The organism is Streptomyces sp. CRN 30, assembly GCF_034105845.1.
In genome coordinates, this window is record NZ_JAVRHI010000248.1 from 18,774 (window position 1) to 38,607 (window position 19,834).

The 19,834-nt window shown below is 73.9% G+C and carries 19 protein-coding genes; 10 read left to right on the forward strand and 9 right to left on the reverse strand.

Annotated elements, in window-relative coordinates; genetic code table 11:
• Window positions 1-5: 5 nt before the first annotated feature.
• From UW392_RS26190 to UW392_RS26210, 5 genes are all read left to right on the forward strand, one after another.
• Entirely contained in the window at window positions 6-1,151 is a 1,146-nt protein-coding gene (locus tag UW392_RS26190) for a 2Fe-2S iron-sulfur cluster-binding protein (protein WP_320777583.1), read from the forward strand.
• 68 nt (window positions 1,152-1,219) lie between these two features.
• Complete coding sequence (locus UW392_RS26195; protein ID WP_320777584.1) at window positions 1,220-2,026, forward strand: SDR family oxidoreductase; 807 nt, start codon at window positions 1,220-1,222, stop codon at window positions 2,024-2,026.
• Window positions 2,027-2,076: 50 nt separating this feature from the next.
• On the forward strand, window positions 2,077-2,925 hold the full coding sequence (locus UW392_RS26200) for a tryptophan 2,3-dioxygenase (protein WP_320777585.1): 849 nt from the start codon (window positions 2,077-2,079) through the stop codon (window positions 2,923-2,925).
• Entirely contained in the window at window positions 2,915-3,766 is an 852-nt protein-coding gene (locus UW392_RS26205) for an alpha/beta hydrolase family protein (RefSeq protein ID WP_320777586.1), read from the forward strand. Before UW392_RS26200 ends, UW392_RS26205 begins: the two co-directional genes overlap by 11 nt.
• Window positions 3,763-5,025, forward strand: a complete 1,263-nt coding sequence (locus UW392_RS26210) for a kynureninase (RefSeq protein ID WP_320777587.1) — start codon at window positions 3,763-3,765, stop codon at window positions 5,023-5,025. Before UW392_RS26205 ends, UW392_RS26210 begins: the two co-directional genes overlap by 4 nt.
• Before the next feature lie 23 nt (window positions 5,026-5,048).
• Here UW392_RS26210 and UW392_RS26215 read toward each other — a convergent pair whose 3' ends face one another.
• The 3 genes from UW392_RS26215 to UW392_RS26225 form a co-directional block, all read right to left on the reverse strand.
• Window positions 5,049-6,386, reverse strand: coding sequence for a sulfite oxidase (locus tag UW392_RS26215; RefSeq protein ID WP_320777588.1), 1,338 nt, complete (start codon window positions 6,384-6,386; stop codon window positions 5,049-5,051).
• A 365-nt stretch (window positions 6,387-6,751) separates the two neighbouring features.
• Window positions 6,752-7,582: an aldo/keto reductase gene (locus tag UW392_RS26220; RefSeq protein WP_320777589.1), complete on the reverse strand. Its 831-nt coding sequence runs from the start codon at window positions 7,580-7,582 to the stop codon at window positions 6,752-6,754.
• Between the two features lie 70 nt (window positions 7,583-7,652).
• On the reverse strand, window positions 7,653-8,321 hold the full coding sequence (locus UW392_RS26225) for a GntR family transcriptional regulator (protein ID WP_320777590.1): 669 nt from the start codon (window positions 8,319-8,321) through the stop codon (window positions 7,653-7,655).
• 205 nt (window positions 8,322-8,526) lie between these two features.
• On the opposite strand from UW392_RS26225, the gene UW392_RS26230 reads away from it, so the two are divergent.
• The 5 genes from UW392_RS26230 to UW392_RS26250 are packed head-to-tail and all read left to right on the forward strand — an operon-like array spanning window position 8,527 to window position 13,898.
• Complete coding sequence (locus UW392_RS26230) at window positions 8,527-9,756, forward strand: 4-oxalomesaconate tautomerase (RefSeq protein WP_320777591.1); 1,230 nt, start codon at window positions 8,527-8,529, stop codon at window positions 9,754-9,756.
• The gene (locus UW392_RS26235) at window positions 9,753-10,778 is read left to right on the forward strand and encodes an amidohydrolase family protein (protein ID WP_320777592.1); all 1,026 of its coding nucleotides are present in this window, start codon (window positions 9,753-9,755) and stop codon (window positions 10,776-10,778) included. The genes UW392_RS26230 and UW392_RS26235 overlap by 4 nt, the downstream gene beginning before the upstream one ends.
• 50 nt (window positions 10,779-10,828) lie before the next feature.
• Window positions 10,829-11,512 carry a 4-carboxy-4-hydroxy-2-oxoadipate aldolase/oxaloacetate decarboxylase gene (gene ligK / locus UW392_RS26240; protein ID WP_320777593.1) on the forward strand — a complete coding sequence of 228 codons (684 nt, stop codon included), beginning with the start codon at window positions 10,829-10,831 and terminating at the stop codon, window positions 11,510-11,512.
• Between the two features lie 15 nt (window positions 11,513-11,527).
• The gene (locus UW392_RS26245) at window positions 11,528-12,463 is read left to right on the forward strand and encodes an amidohydrolase family protein (RefSeq protein WP_320777594.1); all 936 of its coding nucleotides are present in this window, start codon (window positions 11,528-11,530) and stop codon (window positions 12,461-12,463) included.
• Between the two features lie 52 nt (window positions 12,464-12,515).
• Window positions 12,516-13,898, forward strand: a complete 1,383-nt coding sequence (locus UW392_RS26250) for an MFS transporter (protein WP_320777595.1) — start codon at window positions 12,516-12,518, stop codon at window positions 13,896-13,898.
• A gap of 73 nt (window positions 13,899-13,971) precedes the next feature.
• On the opposite strand, the gene UW392_RS26255 is transcribed toward UW392_RS26250, so the two are convergent.
• From UW392_RS26255 to UW392_RS26280, 6 genes are all read right to left on the reverse strand, one after another.
• On the reverse strand, window positions 13,972-15,561 hold the full coding sequence (locus UW392_RS26255; RefSeq protein WP_320777596.1) for a PTS ascorbate transporter subunit IIC: 1,590 nt from the start codon (window positions 15,559-15,561) through the stop codon (window positions 13,972-13,974).
• A gap of 20 nt (window positions 15,562-15,581) precedes the next feature.
• Complete coding sequence (locus UW392_RS26260) at window positions 15,582-16,376, reverse strand: PTS sugar transporter subunit IIA (RefSeq protein ID WP_320777597.1); 795 nt, start codon at window positions 16,374-16,376, stop codon at window positions 15,582-15,584.
• 136 nt (window positions 16,377-16,512) lie between these two features.
• The gene (locus UW392_RS26265; RefSeq protein ID WP_320777598.1) at window positions 16,513-16,824 is read right to left on the reverse strand and encodes an ArsR/SmtB family transcription factor; all 312 of its coding nucleotides are present in this window, start codon (window positions 16,822-16,824) and stop codon (window positions 16,513-16,515) included.
• Between the two features lie 107 nt (window positions 16,825-16,931).
• Window positions 16,932-17,744: a DeoR/GlpR family DNA-binding transcription regulator gene (locus UW392_RS26270; RefSeq protein ID WP_320777599.1), complete on the reverse strand. Its 813-nt coding sequence runs from the start codon at window positions 17,742-17,744 to the stop codon at window positions 16,932-16,934.
• Window positions 17,745-17,769: 25 nt separating this feature from the next.
• Window positions 17,770-18,774, reverse strand: a complete 1,005-nt coding sequence (gene pdxA, locus UW392_RS26275) for a 4-hydroxythreonine-4-phosphate dehydrogenase PdxA (protein ID WP_320777600.1) — start codon at window positions 18,772-18,774, stop codon at window positions 17,770-17,772.
• Window positions 18,771-19,834: four-carbon acid sugar kinase family protein (locus tag UW392_RS26280; RefSeq protein ID WP_320777601.1), on the reverse strand; the 1,064-nt coding region annotated here is incomplete at its 5' end. The genes UW392_RS26280 and pdxA, both read right to left, overlap by 4 nt.

Sequence of the window (19,834 nt, forward strand, 5' to 3'; positions counted from 1 at the left end):
CCCCCGTGAACACCGTCGCCACCACCGCCACGGCCACCGCCGCCGTCCCCGCCGCGCCCCGGGCCCGGCGCACCGGCTGGCACCGCCTGGAGGTCACCGAGGTCCGGCCGCTGACCCCGGACGCGGTCGCGGTCACCCTCCACGTCCCCGGCGACCTGCGCGACACCTTCACCCACCGGCCCGGCCAGCACGTCGTCGTACGGCACCGGCGCGCGGGCGGCGAACTCCGCCGCAGCTACTCGGTGTGCCCTCCGCCGGGCGACCCGGCCGCCCTCCGCCTGGTCATCGGCCGCGGCACCCCCCACGGCTTCGGCGCCCACGCCGTCACCTCCCTCGCCCCGGGGGACCACCTCGAACTCTCCCCGCCCACCGGCGCGTTCGCCCTGCCGGACCTGCCCGGCGCGCACCACGTGATGGTCGCGGGCGGCACCGGTGTCACCCCGCTGGCCGCGATGGCGGCGGCCGTGCTGCGCGAGGACCCCGCCTGCCGGGTCTCCCTGGTGCACGCGGTCCCCACGACCGCGACCGCGCTGCTCGCCGACGAACTCGCCGAACTCAAGGACACCCAGCTCGACCGGTTCACCGTGCTGCACGTCCTCACCCGCGAGGACCGCCCCAGCGAGCTGGTCAGCGGGCGCATCGACCCCGCGAAGCTGCTGCGGCTGCTCACCGCGCTGGACGCCCGCCCCGGACCCGGCACCACGTTCGCCCTGTGCGGCCCGGCCGGGCTGGTCACCGCGGCGCACGGGACGCTGACCGGGTGGGGCGCCGACCCGGCGGCCGTCCGCACCGAACTGTTCACCACCGACGGCACGCCGCGGGACCCCTCCCGCGGCGCACCGCCCGCGGCCGCACCGGCGCGGACGGCGGGGGAGACCCGCATCACCGCGCTGTTCGCCGGGCGCCGCGGCGCCGTCACCCAGGAGCCGGAGGACCGGGTGATCCTCGACGCACTGCTGCGGGACCACCCCGACGTGCCGTACGCCTGCCGGGACGGCGTGTGCGGCAGCTGCCGCGCCAAGGTCCTCTCCGGCGAGGTGGAGCTGGAGGGGCAGTACGCCCTCGACGCCGAGGACCTCGCCGCGGGTTACACGCTCGTCTGCCGGGCCCGCCCGCGCAGCGCCGAGGTCACGCTCGACTTCGACGCATGACCCGCTGAGACCCCATCCCGACCACCCCTTTCCCCCGAGCACTTGAACTACCGGACGAGGAGAAGACGTTGAGCACCACTTCGCGGCACGAGGGCAGGACCGCTCTGGTCACCGGAGGCAGCCGCGGCATCGGCAAGGCCATCAGCCGGCGCCTGGCCCAGGAGGGCGCCCTGGTGGGCGTGCACTACGGACACGACGCGACCGCGGCCGAGCGGACGGTCAAGGAGATCGAGGCGGAGGGCGGCCGGGCCTTCGCCGTCCACGCCGAACTCGGCGTCCCCGGCGACGCCGACACCCTGTGGCGGGCCTTCGACGAGGCCCTCGCCGCAGCCGTGGCCGGCCAGGACGCCGACGCGGCCGCCGTCCCCGCCACCGGCCTGGACATCCTCGTCAACAACGCGGGCATGACCGTGCCGCGCCCCCTCGCGCACGTGACCGAGGAGGACTACGACCGGGTCTTCGCCCTCAACACCAAGGCGCCCTTCTTCATCATCCAGCGCGGCCTCGACCGGCTGCGTGACGGCGGCAGGATCGTCAACATCTCCTCGACGGCCACCCGCCTCGCCTTCCCCCCGATCGTCTCCTACACCATGACCAAGGCCGCCCTGGACTACCTCACCCTCTCCCTCGCCAAGGAGCTCGGCCCGCGTGGCATCACGGTGAACAGCGTCGCGCCCGGCTTCACCGAGACGGAGATCAACCCGACGCTGCAGATCCCGCAGGTCCGGGAGGCGTACGCGGCCGCCTCCGTGTTCAGCCGGCTGGGGCAGCCCGCGGACATCGCCGACGTCGTGGCCTTCGTGGCGAGTGACGACGCCCGCTGGGTGACCGGCCAGTGGATCGACGCCTCCGGCGGCGTCCACCTCGGACCGTGACCACGCAGCCCCGCCCCTCGCGGACCGTGACCAGGTACCCAGGAGATGTCATGAACAACAGCACGTCCGCTCTCGCCGAGCCGGCCGCGGACGACGCCCTGACCCGGCCCTTCGACGGCTCGACCCCCTACGACGCGTACGTGCACGCGTCCGTCCTCAACTCGCTGCAGCACCCCCTGACCGAGGCCGCGGACGAGATGGGCTTCCTCGTCACCACCCAGGTCATGGAGCTGTGGTTCACGCTGGTCGTGCACGAGTGGCGGGCGGCCGCACAGGCGTTGGCCAAGGACGACCTGGACGAGGCCCTGGACGCGCTCACCCGCAGCCGCCGCGCCCTCACCGCCCTCAACGGCTCCTGGCAGCCCATCGCCGCGCTGACCCCGGCCCAGTTCAACGGCTTCCGGGCGGCCTTCGGGCGGGCGTCGGGCTTCCAGTCGGCCATGTACCGGCACATGGAGTTCCTCCTCGGTGAGAAGTCCGCCCGGATGCTCGACACCCAGCGGGGCGACCCCGCCGTGCACGAGGCGCTGAGCGAGACCTACCGCGCCCCGTCCCTGTACGACGAGGTGCTGGCGTTCCTCCACCGGCAGGGGCTGCCGGTCCCCGCGCACGTCCGGGACCGGGACGTGACCGCCCCCCACGTCCCCGACCCGGGGGTGGTGGAGGTGTGGCGGCGCGTCTACGCCGGCGAGCAGCACCACCCGCTGCTCGTGCTGGCCGAGTCGCTCACCGACATCGCGGAACTGGTGGCGCGCTGGCGCTTCGACCACGTCATGGTCGTACGCCGCGCGATGGGCGCCAAGCCCGGCAGCGCCGGCTCCTCCGGGCTCGCCTGGCTGGAACAGCGCGCGGCCCGCCCGGTCTTCCCCGAACTGTGGGAGGCGCACGGTGCCGTCTAGGACCATCTCCGCCTTCGCCGCCGAGGAGGAGCGGCGGGTGCTCAGCCTGAAGCCGGTGCTGGCGCCGGAGCGCGGCCGCTACGGCGACCACCCCCAGCACTCCTACGACGCCTGGCCGGCCGCGGACCCGGACGCCCCGCTGGTGATCCTGCTGCACGGCGGGTACTGGCGCTACGACCGGATGCACCTCACGCCCTTCGCGGCCTGGCTGTCCCGGCAGGGCTTCCACGTCCTGCTCCCCGGCTTCCGCAGGTCCGGCGGCGCGGGCGGCTACCCGGAGACCTTCGACGACGTGGCGCGGATCGTCGACACCCTGCCGCAGGGCCGGCCGTACGTGCTGGCCGGGCACTGCTCGGGCGGCCACCTGGCCCTGTGGTGCGCGGCCCGGGGACTGCTCCCGGCCGGCTCGCGCTGGCACACGCGCACCCTGCCGACGGCCGTGCTGGCGCTCGCGCCGCTCACCGACCTCGCCGCCACCCGCCGTGACGGTCTCAGCGAGGGGGCGGCACTCCAACTCCTCGGCGACGACCCGGAGTTCACGGAACGCCTGTCCGCGACGGACCCGCTCACCCTGCTGCGCGACGCGGGCACGACGGGGGTGCCCACCGTACTGCTGCACGGGGCCGCCGACGAGGAGGTGCCGCTCACCCAGTTCTCCGACTACGCGGCCGTCCACCACGACCTGCGGACCGTCGTGCTGCCCGGCACCGGCCACTACACGCTCATCGAACCCGAGGCGCCCGGCGCCCGGGCCGTCGCCGGCGCCCTGGGGGACCTGGCCGCGGGCTTCGGCGCCCGCCGACCGGCGGACCAGGACGACCGGGAGGCGGTGCGCCCGTGACGACGACCGCTCCCGGCGCGACCGGCGCGACCGGCGCGGAGGCCGAACGGCTCGACGCCGAGGACACCCTGGCCCCCCTCCGGGAGCGGTTCCTGCTCCCGGAGGGAGTGGTCTACCTCGACGGGAACTCCCTCGGCCCGCTGCCCGCCGCCGTGCCACCGGTCCTCACCGACGTCGTGCACCGGCAGTGGGGCACCGACCTGATCAGATCGTGGAACACGCACGACTGGTGGGAAGCGCCCCTCAGGGTGGGCGACGCCGTCGGCCGCCTCCTCGGCGCCGCACCCGGGCAGACGGTGGCGGGGGACTCCACGAGCGTGCAGCTGTTCACCGCGCTCAGCGCCGCCGCCGCACTGCGCCCCGGCCGGCCGCTGCTGGTCACCGACCCCGGACACTTCCCCACCGACCGGTACCTGGCCCAGGCGGTGGCCGGCCGCGAGGGACTCGAGGTGCGCCACGTCTCCCCGCGCGACCTCGAAGGGTTCCTCGCCGCCGAGGGCCACCGGGTCGCCGCCGTCAGCTACTCGCCCGTCGACTACCGCACCGGCGAGCTGTACGACATGGCGGCGCTGACGGCCGCCGCGCACCGGGCCGGCGCGCTCGCCCTGTGGGACCTGTGCCACGCCGCGGGCGCCTTCCCGCTGCGCGTCGACGACCTCGGCGTGGACCTCGCCGTCGGCTGCGGGTACAAGTTCCTGTCCGGCGGCCCGGGCGCCCCCGCCTTCCTGTACGTGGCCCGCCGCCACCACGAGGGCCTTCGGACCCCGCTGACCGGCTGGACCGGCCACGCGGACCCGTTCGGCACGGCCCCCGAGTACACCCCGGCACCCGGCATCGCCCGGGCCCGTGTCGGCACCCCGCCGATCCTGTCCCTGCTCGCGCTCGAAGCGGCGCTCACCGCCTTCGACGGCGTCGACCTGGCCGGGGTGCGCGCCAAGAGCCTCTCCCTGACGGGCTTCTTCCTGCGGTGCGCCGGGGAACTGCTGACGCCGCTCGGCTTCGAGGCGGTGACGCCGTCCGACCCGGCCCGGCGCGGCAGCCAGGTCTCCCTGCGGCACCCCCACGCCTACGGGCTGGTGCAGGCGCTCGCGGACCGGGGCGTCATCGCCGACATGCGCGCTCCCGACCTCGTGCGCTTCGGCGTGAACGCCCTGTACACCACCCACCGGGACCTGCTCACGGCCGCCGTGCGCCTGCGGGACATCACGCGCACGGCGGCCTACGATCCGGCGCCGCCGCCGTCGGGCCGGGTGGTCTGAGCGGTGTCCGGCCGCCGGACGCGTCAGCCGACGGTGGCCGGGTGCCGGACGACGGCGTCGAACAGATAGCCCTGGGTGTTGTGCACCGACCGCTCCGGCTGCGTACGGCCGGTGCTGTCGGTGGCCCGCGCCAGCAGTTCCACGGGGCCGGGCGTCCGCGGGGTCCAGCGCGCCTCCCAGCGCGCCCAGACCCCCGGCCGCGGTGTGTCGCGCAGCCGGGCCGGGTGCCAGCTCCGGCCGCCGTCGGTGCTCACGTCCACGCGGCGCACGCTGCCGCCGCCGCTCCACGAGCGGCCGTGCAGCACGACCGGCCGGCCGGGGGCGAACGCGGCCGGCCAGGGCAGCTCGAAGGCGCTCTTGAGCGTCTGCCGGGTGAGCGGCGCGCTGCCCCCGGGCGGGTACGCGGCGCCGAACAGCCGGTAGAACAGCGTGTTCCAGGGCGACAGCAGCGGTTCGGCGGACACCTCGATGTCGCCGACCCACTTGATCGAGGCGATCCCGACCCAGGACGGGACGACGACGCGCACGGGTGCGCCGTGGTCCGGGGGCAGCGGCTCGCCGTTCATCTCGTACGCGAGCAGCACGTCGTCCAGGGCCTTGGCGAGCGGCAGCGGGCGGCGGACGTGCCCGTGGTCGGTGCCGTCGCTGGTGTACGGGGCGTCGAGTCCGCTCGGCAGCACGTCGACCGCGTCCCGCCGTACCCCCGCACGGCGCAGCACCTCGCCCAGGCGCACCCCCCGCCAGCGGGCCACGCCGATCGCGCCGAGGGTCCAGGACGTGCCGCTGACCGTCTCGCCCTGCTGACCGGCGTAGAAGCTGCGGCCGTTGCCCGCGCACTCGACGGCGGTGACGAGCGACGTGGCCGGCAGCGCCTTCAGGTCGTCCAGGCCGAACCGCACCGGGCGGTCCCGCCCCGGCGCCCCGCGCAGACCGCTGCCGTGCAGTTCCAGCTGCCAGCTCCCGGCGTCGAGGAGCGGCGTGGTGGTGTGGTTGCGGACGAAGAACCGGTCGGCCGGGGTGAGGAGTCCGGTGCCGCGCAGCGCGTCGAAGCGGGTCTCGGCGTTGGTGCCGCGGACGGTGAACAGTTCGGGCGGCAGCGGTTTGACGATCCCCGCCGCCGTGGTCGTGGGTGTGGTCGTGACGGCGGCACCGTCGCGGGCGGCAGCGGCGCGCGCCGTACCGGGAACGGCCGCGGTGACGAGCCCGGCGGCGGTCGCCAGCCGGAGCATGTCCCGGCGGGTGGTGCCGGGGGTGCGGGCCGCACCGGCGAGCCACTGGACCGACCGGGCGCGGTCGTAGGCGTGTTCGTCGAGGTGTTCCTGCGTGCGTGCGCCGGTCGTGCCGGCAACGGTACGGGACATGGCCTGTCTGCTCCCCACGGGAGAAGGGACCGGGCGCGGGCACGGTGAGCAGCGGTGCGCGCGGGACCGGCGCGTACGGAACCTACGGAGATGCGCGCGGGCACGCGGCGCCCGGCGCGGTGACACGGCGGCACGACGGCCGCGGCAACGGTACGGGTCAGCGACGACAGCCGCGCGGCCGTACACGGCCGGCGGTGCCCTGGGGGCTGCTGGTGCGCGTGTGGCGCGTTGTCGTCGTCACGCCGCGATTGTAGGAGTGCCCCTCGCCCGCTGTCCGCCGTTCCGCGCGACAGGCACCCACGGGAAGTCCCTCACCGCGGGTGCCTGTCCCTCTCCGGGCCCTCCGGCGCGGGAGAGCGCGTGGCTCAGAACTCCTCGTGCGTCTCGGGGTCCCCGCCCAGACGCCGGTGGGCGCGGTCGGTGACGGCCCGCATGTCGTCGGCGTCCAGTTCGAAGCCGAAGACGTCGAGGTTCTGCCGCTGCCGCTCGGGGCTCGCGGACTTCGGGACGGGCACGGCGCCCAGCTGGACGTGCCAGCGCAGCACGACCTGCCCGGGCGTCACCCCGTGTGCTCCGGCGACCCGGACGATCGCGGGGTCGTCCAGCAGGTCGGTGCCCCGGCCCAGCGGGCTCCAGCTCTCGGTGACGATGCCCTGGTCCGCGTGGAAGGCGCGCGCCTCCGCTTGCGGGAGGAGCGGGTGCAGCTCGATCTGGTTGACGGCGGGCAGGACGCCGGTCTCCTTCTCCAGCCGGCCGATGTGCTCGGCGGTGAAGTTGGAGACGCCGATGGACCGTACGAGACCCTCCTCGCGCAGCTTGATCATGGCCCGCCAGGAGTCGACGTACCTGTCGACGCGGGGCAGCGGCCAGTGGATCAGGTACAGGTCCACGTAGTCGAGGCCGAGACGCGCGCGGGACTCCTCGAACGCAGTGAGCGTCTCCTCGTAACCGTGGTGGCGGCCCGGCAGCTTCGTCGTCACCACGATCTCCTCGCGGGGGACACCGCTGCGGGCGACGCCCCGGCCGACGCCGGTCTCGTTCTCGTAGCGGGTCGCCGTGTCGACGAGCCGGTAACCCAGCTCCAGGGCGCCGGAGACCGCCTGCTCGGCCTGGTCGTCGTCCATCGGCCAGGTGCCCAGGCCGATGCCGGGGAGCGTCCTGCCGTCGTTGAGCGTGTGCACCGGAATGCTGGTCACTGTCCGCCCTTTCCGTTCGGGTACGGGGTACAGCCGGTAGGAGTTCCCACTCGGCGCCGGTACGAACGGGTCACCCGGCGGACGGCGCGTCGGCCTGTGCGGTCAGTTGCTCGATCACGTCCTCCAGGTGCGCGGCCGCGGCCGCTGCCGCCGCCGCGGCGTCGCCCCCGGCCACCGCGTCGATGATGTCCAGGTGCTGCCGCAACGACTGGGCGGGCCGGCCCGGGCGCAGGGCCAGCCGGAACTGGAAGCGCACCATCGGACCGTTGAGCCGGTCGAGCTGACGCCTGGCCACCTCCTGCCCGCTGGCCTCCACGACGAGTTCGTGCAGGCGCCGGTTGAGTGCCGAGTAGGTGTGCACCGCCCCCTCGGCGACGGCCTGCCGCATCTCCTCGCCGATCGCCCGCAGCTCCGCGCGCTGCGCGTCGGTCGCCCGGGTCGCCGCCTTCCCCGCGCACAGCTGCTCCAGGGCGGAGCGGCACTCGGTGATCTGTACGGCCTCCTCCACGGACACCACCCGGACGCGGGCCCCGCGCCGGGGGACGAGCTCGACGACCTCCTCGGCGGCGAGGTCCTGCAGCGCCTCGCGGACGGCGCTGCGGGCCGCCCCGTAGAGGTCCGCCAGGTCGTTCTCCACGAGTCGCTGCCCGGGCACCAGGTCCCCGGAGCGCAAGGCGCGTCTGACGGCCTCCGCCACATGCCGGCGTCCGGCCGCTCCCGTCAGCCTGTTCTCCGTCACCTTTCCGGCCCCCTCCTGTCAGCGGCTGCTCAGCCCGTACGAGTGAGCCTAGTGTCGCACGCTGATCGATGACCTCATCGAGAATGCCATCGTCAATATCCTCGAAAATCTTGTCAACAATCTGATCGATGACCTAGCTTTCCTGGCACACCCCCAGTCCACGGCCCACCCACGGCCCACTCCACGGTCCAGGAACGGAGTCACCATGCGCGGCGCAGCAGCCGACCGGGTCCACGGGGCCCGCCCCCGCGGCTCCCAGACCGCCGTCCCGTGCCTCTTCATGCGGGGCGGCACCTCACGCGGGCCGTTCCTCGACGCGCGGGCGCTGCCCGGGGACACCGGCGTCCGGGACGCCGTGCTGCTGGCCGCGCTGGGCGCGCCCGACCCGCGCCAGATCGACGGCGTCGGCGGCGGGCACCCGCTCACCAGCAAGATCGGACTCGTCCGGCCGGGCACGGCGCCCGGCGTCGACGTCGAGTGGACCTTCGGACAGGTGCAGCCCGGCGGGGACACCGTGGACACGACGGCCAACTGCGGCAACATGCTCGCCGCCGTCCTGCCGTTCGCCGTCGAGACCGGCATGGTCGTCCCCGTCGCCGACCGCACCACGGCCCGCGTGCTGACCCACAACACCGGCATGGTCGCCGAGATCACCGTCGCCACCCCGGCGGGCCCGGACGGCGTGCGGCACGTCGCCTACCCGGGCGGGGCCCGGATCGACGGGGTGCCGGGCACCGCCGCACCCGTGGAGATCGGCTTCCTGGACACCGCCGGTTCCGTCGCCGGCTCCCTGCTCCCCACCGGCAACGTCCGCGACACCGTACGGGTCCCGGGCGTCGGCGCCGTCGACGTGACCCTCATCGACAACGGTCAGCCCCTCGTGATCGTGGCCGCCGGCAGCCTGGGCGCCACCGGTTACGAGACCCCGGAGCAGATCGACGCCGACGACGCGCTCAAGGCCCGGGTGGAAGCCCTGCGCCTGGTGTGCGGCGAGGCCATGGGCCTCGGCGACGTCACGGAGCGCAACTACCCGAAGATGACGCTGGTGGCACCGCCACGGCACGGCGGCACCCTCTCCACCCGCAGCCTCATCCCGCGCGTCTGCCACCAGTCCATCGGCGTACTGGCCGCCGTCACGGCCGCCACCGCCTGCGTACTGGCAGGGAGCGTCGCCGCCGAGGTCGCCGCTCCCGCGTCCGCTACGGAGACCACCCCGTCCGGTACGGGAACCACCCCGCCCGGCACCGAGGTCACCGTCTCCGTCGAGCACCCCTCCGGGGAGTTCAGCGTCACCCTCGGCCTCGACCCGGACGACCCCAGGCGTGTCGTACGCGCCGCGCTGCTGCGCACCGCCCGCCTGCTCATGGCCGGTGACCTGCTCGTACCGCGCTCCGTCTGGGACCCCGCCCGCACCGTCCAGGAGGTCACCGCGTGATCATCGACATCCACGGCCACTACACGACCGCACCGGCGCCGCTGGGGGAGTGGCGCGACGCCCAGGTCGCCGCGCTCACCGACCCGGAGCGGGCGCCCGACCCGGCGGGGCCCGCCATCGGTGACGACCTGATCCGCGAGACCATCGAGACCAACCAGCTCCGCCTGATGGACGAGCGCGGCATCGACGTCACCGTCTTCTCCCCGCGCGCCTCGTTCATGGCCCACCACGTCGGGGACCTCGCGACCTCCACCGCCTGGGCCCGGATCTGCAACGACCTGTGCCACCGCGTCGCCGAGCTGTACCCGGAGCGCTTCGCCATGGGCGCGATGCTGCCGCAGTCGCCCGGCGCCGACCCGGCCACCGTCCTCCCCGAGCTCGAACGCGCCGTACGGGAACTGGGCGCCGTCACCGTCAACGTCAACCCGGACCCGTCCGGCGGCCACTGGACCGCCCCGCCGCTGACCGACCGGTCCTGGTACCCCGTGTGGGAGAAGCTCGCCGAGCTGGACGTGCCCGCCATGGTGCACGTCTCCACCAGCTGCAACCCGGCCTTCCACACCACCGGCGCGCACTACCTCAACGCGGACACCACGGCGTTCATGCAGCTGCTGACCGGGGACCTGTTCGCCGACTTCCCCGGGCTGCGCCTGGTCGTCCCGCACGGCGGCGGGGCCGTGCCGTACCACTGGGGCCGCTTCCGGGGCCTCGCGCAGGCGCTGGGCCGGCCGGAACCGGAGGAGTACCTGCTGGACAACGTCTTCTTCGACACCTGCGTCTACCACCAGCCCGGCATCGACCTGCTGCTGGACGTGATCCCGCACGCCAACGTCCTGTTCGCCTCGGAGATGATCGGCGCCGTGCGCGGCGTCGACCCGCGCACCGGCCACCACTTCGACGACACCCGCCGCTACGTCGAGGACGCCGGCCTCACTCCCGAGGACCTGGCGGCCGTCCAGGAGGGCAACGCCCGGCGCGTCTACCCGCGCCTGGACGCCCGGCTGACCGCCCAGGGCCGCTGAGACCCGCTGAACCCCGCCGACACTTCGCCGCGAGCGCAAGGAGCCGCACCATGCACCACCTCGGAGTAGTCCACCGGACCATCGAACGCGCGGACCCCACGGCGGTCGGGGCGCTGTCCCGGTTCGGGGTCGCCACCGTCCACGAGGCCATGGGCCGCCTCGGCCTGATGCGCCCCTACATCCGCCCCGTCTACCAGGGCGCCAGGCTCTGCGGCACCGCCGTCACCGTGCTGCTCCAGCCCGGTGACAACTGGATGCTGCACGTCGCCGCCGAGCAGGTGCGGGAGGGCGACGTCGTCGTCGCCGGCTGCACCACCGAGAGCGAGGACGGGTTCTTCGGCGAGCTGCTCGCCACCTCCCTGCGGGCCCGCGGCGCCCAGGGCCTGGTCATCGACGGCGGCTGCCGTGACGTGGACGAACTGCGGGAGATGAACTTCCCCGTCTTCTCCCGCGCCGTCAACGCCAAGGGCACCGTCAAGGCCACCCTCGGCTCGGTCAACGTGCCGGTCGTCGTCGCCAACGCGCTGGTCGACCCGGGCGACGTGGTCGTCGCGGACACCGACGGCGTGGTCGTCGTCCCCGCCGCCCGGGCCGCCGAGGTCGCCGAGGCGGCCGCGCGGCGCGAGGCGGGCGAGGAGGGCAAGCGGGAGCGGTTCCGGACCGGAGAGCTCGGCCTGGACCTGTACGGCATGCGCGAGCCCCTGGCCGCGCTCGGCCTCACCTACGTCGACTGAGGAGGGACGCGACCGATGACCGACGACAACGGCACCTTCGCCGTCACCCCCGGCTGGCTCGACTGGTACCGCGGCCCGAGCAAGCCCGCCTTCGCCCTGCCGGAGGGCGCCGTCGACGCCCACTGCCACGTGTTCGGCCCCGCCGCCGCGTTCCCGTACGCACCCGAACGCAAGTACACGCCGGTCGACGCCTCCAAGGACGACCTGTTCGCGCTCCGCGACCACCTCGGCGTCTCCCGCAACGTCATCGTGCAGGCCACCTGCCACGGCGCCGACAACAGCGCCCTGGTGGACGCCCTGCACACGGCCGGCAACCGCGCCCGCGGCGTGGCCACCGTACGCCCCGACGTCAGTGACCAGGAGCTGCGGCGGCTGCACGACGCGGGAGTGCGCGGCGTGCGGTTCAACTTCGTCCGGCGCCTGGTGGACACCGTCCCCACCGAGGCCCTGCGGAGCGTCGCCCACCGCATCGCACCGCTGGGCTGGCACGCCGTCCTGTACTTCGAGGCCGCCGACCTGGCCGACCTGGCGCCGTTCTTCGCCGCCCTGCCGGTGCCGCTCGTCATCGACCACATGGGCCGCCCCGACGTGACGAAGGACCCGGAAGGACCCGGGTTCGCGCGCTTCCTGCGCTTCGTCGAGGCGAACGACGTGTGGGTCAAGGTGTCCTGCCCCGAGCGCCTCACCGTCACCGGGCCGCCCGCCCTGGACGGGGAGCGCCACGCCTACCGGGACGTCGTGCCGTTCGCCCGCAAGGTCGTCGACGAGTTCACCGACCGGGCCCTGTGGGGCACCGACTGGCCGCACCCCAACCTCAAGGACCACATGCCCGACGACGGTCTCCTCGTCGACCACATCCCGCATGTGGCCACGACCCCCGCCCGCCGCCGTGCCCTGCTGGTCGACAACCCCATGCGGCTCTACTGGCCCGAGGAGACCGGCCGGCCGTGACCCCCTGACACCGACACGGCGACGGAGCCGGGTCCCATCCCAGGAGCGTGCAGTGACGCACATCCCCACCACCGACGCGGCGGGCCGGCTCGACCGGCTGCCCATCTCGAAGTTCCACAAGAGCACGCTCGTCGCCCTGGCGTTCGCCTACTTCTTCGAGTTCGCGGACATCAACACCTTCGCCATCACCGCCCCGGTGGTGCGTGAGCAGTGGGGCGCCGACGTCAACCACGTCGCGTACGTGACCTCGCTGTCCTTCGTGGGCATGTTCATCGGCTCCGTGGTGGCCGGTGGGCTGGCCGACCGGCTGGGCCGCAGACGTACCCTCACCCTGACCACGGTGTGGTTCGCCGTGTGGTCCCTCGCGTGCGTCTTCGCCTGGGACATCTGGTCCCTGGGTGTCTTCCGCGTGCTGACCTCGGCCGGTCTCGCGGCGATGACCGTCGTCGCCGTCGTCTACATCAACGAGATCTACCCCCGCGCCAAGCGCGGCAAGTTCCAGGCGTACGCCATCGTCATCGGCATCTGCGGCACCCCCGTCACCAACCTCATCGCCGCCGCTGTCGTGCCGATGTCCGACTGGTCCTGGCGACTGGTCTACCTGTGGGGCTCCCTGGGCGTGCTGTTCCTCGTCTTCGTGCGCAAGCTCGAGGAGTCCCCTCAGTGGCTGGAGTCCCGGGGCCGCCACGAGGAGGCCGAGGCCGCGCTGACCCGCATCGAGCGCAGCGTCGCGGCCGAGCACGGCGAGCTGCCCGCCGCCGAGGCCCCGCAGCCGCAGGGCCCGGTCACCAGGCCGGGTCTCGGCATGCTCAGGGACAAGAAGTTCCTGTACCCCACGATCCTGCTGTCGGTGCTGTGGGTCACCCAGACCATCGGCTTCTTCGGCTACTCCAGCTGGGCGCCGACCCTGCTGGCCGCCGAGGGCGTCAGCGTGGAGGACTCGATCTTCTACGTCGCCCTGACCACGGTCGGCGCACCGCTCGGGTCCTACCTCGCGGCGATGGTCACCGACCGGTTCGAGCGCAAGTGGTGCCTGGTGGTCTTCGGGCTGATCATCGCCGGCTCCGGCCTGCTGTACGGGCTGACCTTCACCCCGCTGCTCATCGTCGCCTTCGGGTTCCTGGTCAACCTCTTCGAGCGGGGCTACACCGCCCTCGCCTACGCGTACTCGCCCGAGCTGTACGACACGCGGGGCCGCTCGCTGGGCACCAGCATCTCCTACGGCCTGGGACGGCTGTCGAACGCGGTCGGCCCGCTGATGATCGCCGGCATCTACAACGGGATCGGCTACCAGGCCGTCTTCATCTTCATCGCCGCGACCTGGACCGTGGGCGCCCTCGTGCTGGCCGTCTTCGGTCCCGCCACGCGCCGGCAGCGCCTGGCCGCGGAGGCCACGGCGCGGGAGCGGCAGGACGCGCTGCCGACAAAGGCGTGAGCGACTACGGGGCCCGTTGCGCTCTCCGAGCGCGACGGGCCCCGTAGCGACGAACGGTGTGCCGGTGCTGTGGCTACTTGATGCGCTCCCGCTGCTGCGGGGGCGGCGGCGGGGTGGGGGCGCCGGCCGGCGGCGCGATCTTCGGGTAGGTGCGGGTGGCCGCCGTGCCGTCGGTGTCGCCGGTGCCGTCGGTGGTGCTCGTGGCGGACCCGGCGGGGGCGGTGGCCGGGCCGGGGGACCAGCCGGTGTCGACGACGCGGACCTGGAGGAACCAGGCGGCGCCGAGGACGACCGCGCCGAGGGCGAGCATGCCGATGAGCCCGGCCGCGCCGTCCAGCTTGGCGATGTTGCCGAGCAGGGCGCCGAACCAGCCGAAGTCGGCGTCGCCGAAGGTGGTGTTGGCCTCGCCGAAGGTGCCCAGGACCTTCAGCAGCAGGGCCGGCAGGAAGGTGATCAGCAGGCCGTTGAGGAAGGAGCCCGCCATGGCGCCGCGGCGGCCGCCGGTGGCGTTGCCGTAGACGCCGGCCGCGCCGCCGGTGAAGAAGTGCGGGACCAGGCCCGGCAGCACGAGGGCGAGGCCGAACGCGGGGTTGAGGACCCAGATCAGGACGGCCAGGCCCGCGAGTCCGCCCAGGAAGCTGAAGATGAAGCCGATCAGGACGGCGTTCTGGGCGTACGGGAAGAGGATGGGCGCGTCGAGGGCGGGCTTGGCGCCGGGGACGACGCGCTTGGCGATGCCCTGGAAGGCGGGGACCAGCTCGCCGAGGATGGTGCGCACACCGAAGAGGATGACGGCGACGGCGATGCCGAACTGCAGGCCCTGCATGAGCGACTGCATCAGGTAGTCGCCCAGTCCCGTGGCGGCGGCGCCGCTGCCCGCGAAGGCCGCGAACGCCGTGTCACGGCCGGCCTTGGCGAGGAAGAGCACGCTCATCACGAGGTAGATGATCACCATGGACAGGGCGGTGGCCACCATGGAGTCGCGCAGGAAGCGCAGCCCCTCGGGCAGGCGCATGTCCTCGGTGCTGCGGCTGGGCTTGCCGATCCGGCCCACGAGCTGGCCGGTGGCGCCGGAGGCGATGTACCCGGCGGTGCCGAAGTGACCGATGGCCACGCTGTCGTTGCCGGTGATCTTCTTCGTCCAGGGGTGGGCGAAGGCGGGCATGGAGACCAGCAGGATGCCGAGGAGCACGCCGCCGCCGAGGACCACGGCGAGCGCGGACTGTCCGGCGGTGGCCATGACGATGGTCAGCATGGTCGCCATGAACAGCATGTGGTGGCCGGTGAGGAAGACGTAGCGCAGGGGCGTGAAGCGGGCCAGCAGCAGGCTGACGAGGAAGCCGACGATCATCAGCCAGGCGACGCGGGCGCCGAACTGCTCCTGGGCGATGCCGGCGATGGCCTCGTTGGTGGGGATGACACCGTGAGCGCCGGTGGTGCCCTGGATCATCGTGCCCAGCGGGTCGAGCGAGGCGGTGACCAGGCCCGCTCCGGCGCTGACCAGGAGCAGACCGAGGGTGGCCTTGATGGCGCCGCCCGCGATCTGCCCGGCCGTCTTCCTCAGGGCGATCAGGCCGACGGCGGTGATGATGCCGATCAGGTAGGCGGGTTGACTGAGGACCTCGTTGACGAGGAACTTGGCGAGGCTGATGAGCCAGTCCATGAGGAGGCGTCCTTTCGCGCTCAGACGCTGTAGGTGTCCCGCAGGACGGCGTCGACCTCGGCGGTGCTGGTGAAGTCCTGGACGACCTTCACGGGCACCCCGACGTCACCCAGCGTCCGGGCGATCTCGCGGGAGGTGAGGATGGCGACGGCCTCCGAGGCCTTGCCCTTGGCGGAGATGGTGTCGGTCGCCTCCACGGTGACGTGCCGGGACCAGCCCCAGTGGTCGAGGACCTGCTCCAGGGTGTTCTTCAGGAACAGGCTGGTGCCCACGCCGTTGCCGCACACGGTGAGGATCTTGTGCTGCGACGCGGCGCCGGGGGCGGTGCCGGTGTCGGCACGCGTATCGGTTTCGGCGGTGGCGGGCCGCTCACCGCCGAGGATGCCGAGGACCTCCTCCGGGGTGCGGGCCCGTTCCAGGGCCGCACCGGTGGCCGGGTCGGCGAGGACACGGGCGAGGGCGGCCATGGCGTCGGTGTGCGCGGCGGAGTCGGTGGCGGCCAGGGCGACGACGAGGCCGACGGGATCGTTGGCCTCGTGCCCGAACGGTACGGGGCGGGCCAGCCGCACCCAGGACAGACCGGTCCGCAGCACGGCGGGCGAGGGGCGGGCGTGGGCGAAGGCCAGGCCCGGCGCGATGACGATGTACGGGCCGTTCTCCTCGACGTTGGCCAGCATCTCGGCGGTGTAGTCCGCGGTGCTGATGCCGTCGTCGACCAGGGCCTGGCCGGCCGCGCGGATCGCGGCGCGCCAGTCACCGGCGTCCACGTCGAGCCGGACGGCGGCGGGGGAGAGCAGGGCGGTGAGCGCGTTCATGACGCGTCGACTCCAGGGGTGAGCGGGGAGGGTGATCGGGGAGACGGGGCAGGCGTACGGTACGGAGCGGGGCAGGTTCGATGCAAGTCGTACCTTCAGCGGTGAACGCGCTGGTCGGCGGCCCTGCCTGCCGTGGTCAGGAGTCGCGTGCCACCAGGGCGAGCAGACCGGGGAAGCGGTGCTCCAGCTCGGCGCGGCGGAGGGACACCTTGCGGCTGTTGCCGTAGTCGACCTGACGGACCAGCCCGGCCTCCCGTAACACGCGGAAGTGGTGGGTCAGCGTCGACTTGGTGACGTCCAGCCCGAAGGAGGCGCAGGTCCGCTCGACCGCCTCCGGCGCACGGCACAACTCCCGCACGACACGGCGCCGGTTGGGATCGGCCAGCGCGGCGAACACGGCACCGAGGGCCATCTCCTCGGGCGAGGGGTGTCCCTCGAGATCCGGCACGGCGGCCCCTGTCGTGGTGACGCGAAAGGTATGGCGCGCATCCTACCTTTGAGGTGGGCGGTCGCCCGGGTGGCCAGGGACTCGACGCGCCGCGCGGGTGCCCGGCGTCAGCCGCCGGACCCGTGGTCGGACCGCTCCACCTCTTCGAGGGACTCGACCTGGACCACGCGGACGCCGCGCTCGGTGAAGGGAGTCACCTGGTCACTGCCGGCCGCCTCGTGCGTCACGAGGGTCCAGCCGGGCGGCAGCGCGGCCCAGGCGTGGAAGGGGGCGCGGCCCAGCTTCTCGGCGTGTGCCAGTACGTAGACGCGGTCCGCCCGCCGGGCCATCAGCTCCTTCAGGCGGGTCTGGCGCAGGTCGGCCTCGCAGATCCCGCCGTCCGCGGTGACGCCGTCGCAGGACAGGAACACCCGGTCGAAGGTCATCCGCTCCAGCGCCGCCTCGGTCAGCGGCCCCACGAACGCCTGGCTGAGCGGGCGGAGCGTGCCGCCCAGGCACTCCACGTGGACACCCTCGACGTCGGCCAGTTCGTGCAGCGCCGTCAGCCCGGTCGTCGCCACCGTGAGGTCCCGCGCGGTGCGCAGCTCGTGGGCCAGCGCGCCCACCGTGGACCCGGCGTCCAGCAGTACCGTCTCGCCCGGCTGCACCTCGGCCGCCGCCCACCGCGCTATCGCCCGCTTCTGCGCGTACGCCTCGCCGGTGCGCTGCCGCAGCGAGGCCTCCGGGTGGGCGGTCAGCGCCATCGCGCCGCCGTACGTCCGGGCGAGCCGGCCGTCGGCGGTCAGCCGGGCCAGGTCGCGGCGGATGGTGGAGGCGGTCACGCCGAAGCGCTGCGACAGTTCCTCGACGCTCGCCAGGCCGGTGGTGGTGGCGAGCTGCAGGATCTCCTCGCGCCGGGCCTGGGATGCGGTGGGCGGCATCAAGTGTCCTTCGGGGTAAGGCGGTTCAGCGGGCGGTTGACATCTCGGCGGCCTGCCGCAGCGCCTCGATCATGCTACCGGCCTCGGCCTTGCCGGTCCCCGCGATGTCGAAGGCGGTGCCGTGGTCGACGGAGGTGCGGATCACCGGCAGTCCGATGGTCAGGTTGACCCCCGCCTCGATGCCGAGCACCTTCACCGGGCCGTGGCCCTGGTCGTGGTACATCGCCACGATGAGGTCGTAGTCACCGCGGGAGGCCAGGAAGAAGGCGGTGTCGGCGGGGAGCGGGCCGCGCGCGTCGACGCCCTCCGCGCGGAGCTTCTCCAGCGCGGGAACGATCTTCTCCTCCTCCTCGCCGTAGCCGAACAGCCCGTTCTCGCCCGCGTGCGGGTTGATGCCGCAGACACCGATGGCCGGGTCCGGGTTGCCGGCCCGGACCAGCGCCTCGTGGCCGCGGCGCACGGTCCGCTCGACCAGTCCCGGCTCGATGCGGTTGACCGCGTCGATCAGGCCGATGTGCGTGGTGACGTGGATGACCTTCACCTTCTCGGTGGAGAGCATCATCGACACCTCGTCGACGCCGGTGAGGTGGGCGAGGAGTTCGGTGTGGCCGGGGTAGACGTGCCCGGCGGCGTGCAGCGCCTCCTTGTTGAGCGGGGCGGTGCAGATGCCGTCGATCTCGTCGGCGACCGCGAGCTCGGCGGCCCGCTTCACGTACTCGTAGGCTGCGTTGCCCGCCACCGGCGACAGCTTGCCGAAGGGCAGGTCCTCGGGGAGCAGCCCGAGGTCGACGACGTTGATCCGGCCCGGGGTGAACTCGGCGTCGGCCGGGGTCTCCACGGCGACGATCTCGCAGTCGACGCCGAGGATCGCCGCCGCCTTCCGCAGCCGCGCGGCGTCGCCGATCACCACGGGCCGGCAGCGGCCGAGCGTGGCGGGGTCCAGCACCGCCGGGACGATGACCTCGGGGCCGATGCCGGCGCCGTCGCCCATGGTGAGGCCGATGAGGGGGAGGGGCTGCTGGGCGTTCACTGGGTGACTCCTTGGCTCGACGGTGCGGTTGCGGGCGGTGCTGTTGCGGGCGAGTGGGGCGGCTGAGGAAGGTGGGGTCGCAGCGCGGCCGCGATGCGGTGCAGCGAGTCCGGGCCGCCGAAGCTGCCGGGACGGGTGACGACCGACCGGCCGTCGGCGGTACGGGAGTGGACGGCCCCGTGGTGGATCTCGCCGGCCGGCCGCAAGGAGGTGATGCGCGCGGCGTCCAGCACCCGGCGGGCGGTCTCGCCCCCGGTGAGCACCAGGTCGGGCGCGCCGGGCAGGGCCGCGACCGTGCGTGCCAGTCCGGCCACCAACCGCCGCGCCGACCCGGGCCGGATCCCGGTGGACCCGTCGATCGAGAGGACGGTGACGCTGCCGGGCGCGAGCGGCGGCACGGGTACGGGGGCCACGCCGGTCAACTCGTCGGGCCGCAGGGGCACATGGTGCGCCCCGGCCGCCTCCAGTTGCGCGATCTGCGCAACCACTCCGGGTTCCGCGCTCCCGGCGACGACGAGCAAGGGCCGGTCGGTGCCGGGGAACAGCTCCTCGGGGAGGTCGGTCCCGACGCGCCGGCCCAGGGCGGCCGCCAGGCCGCCGCTGCCCAGCAGCCGGTACCCGGGTCCGAGCCGGAGCACGGCCTCGGCGACGACGTCCAGGTCCGCGTCGGTCTCGGCGTCGCACACCGGGTGGAGCCCGTGCGCGGCCGCCTCGGCCAGCCGGCCGGCCAGGGCCCGCGGCCCCTCCCGCACGGCGTCCAGCGGCACTTCGGCGGTGGGCAGCGGGGCGAGGGCCCCGGCGACGGAGCGGGGCGCCGCGCGTTCCTCGGCGCGCCACGCCTCGCTCCCGTGCAGCGGCACGCCCCCCACGTGGAGCACGCCCCCGCGCACCACCCGCCCCGCGACGGGCAGCGCCATGGCGGTCACCACGGCCCGGGCGCCCGCCGCGAACGCGACGGCCTCGGCCCCCACGTTCCCGCGCAGCAGCGAGTCGGACTTCTTGTACAGGATCGTCCCGTCGGGCCGGCCCCTCAGCGCGGTGCGCACCGCCCCGGCCGCGG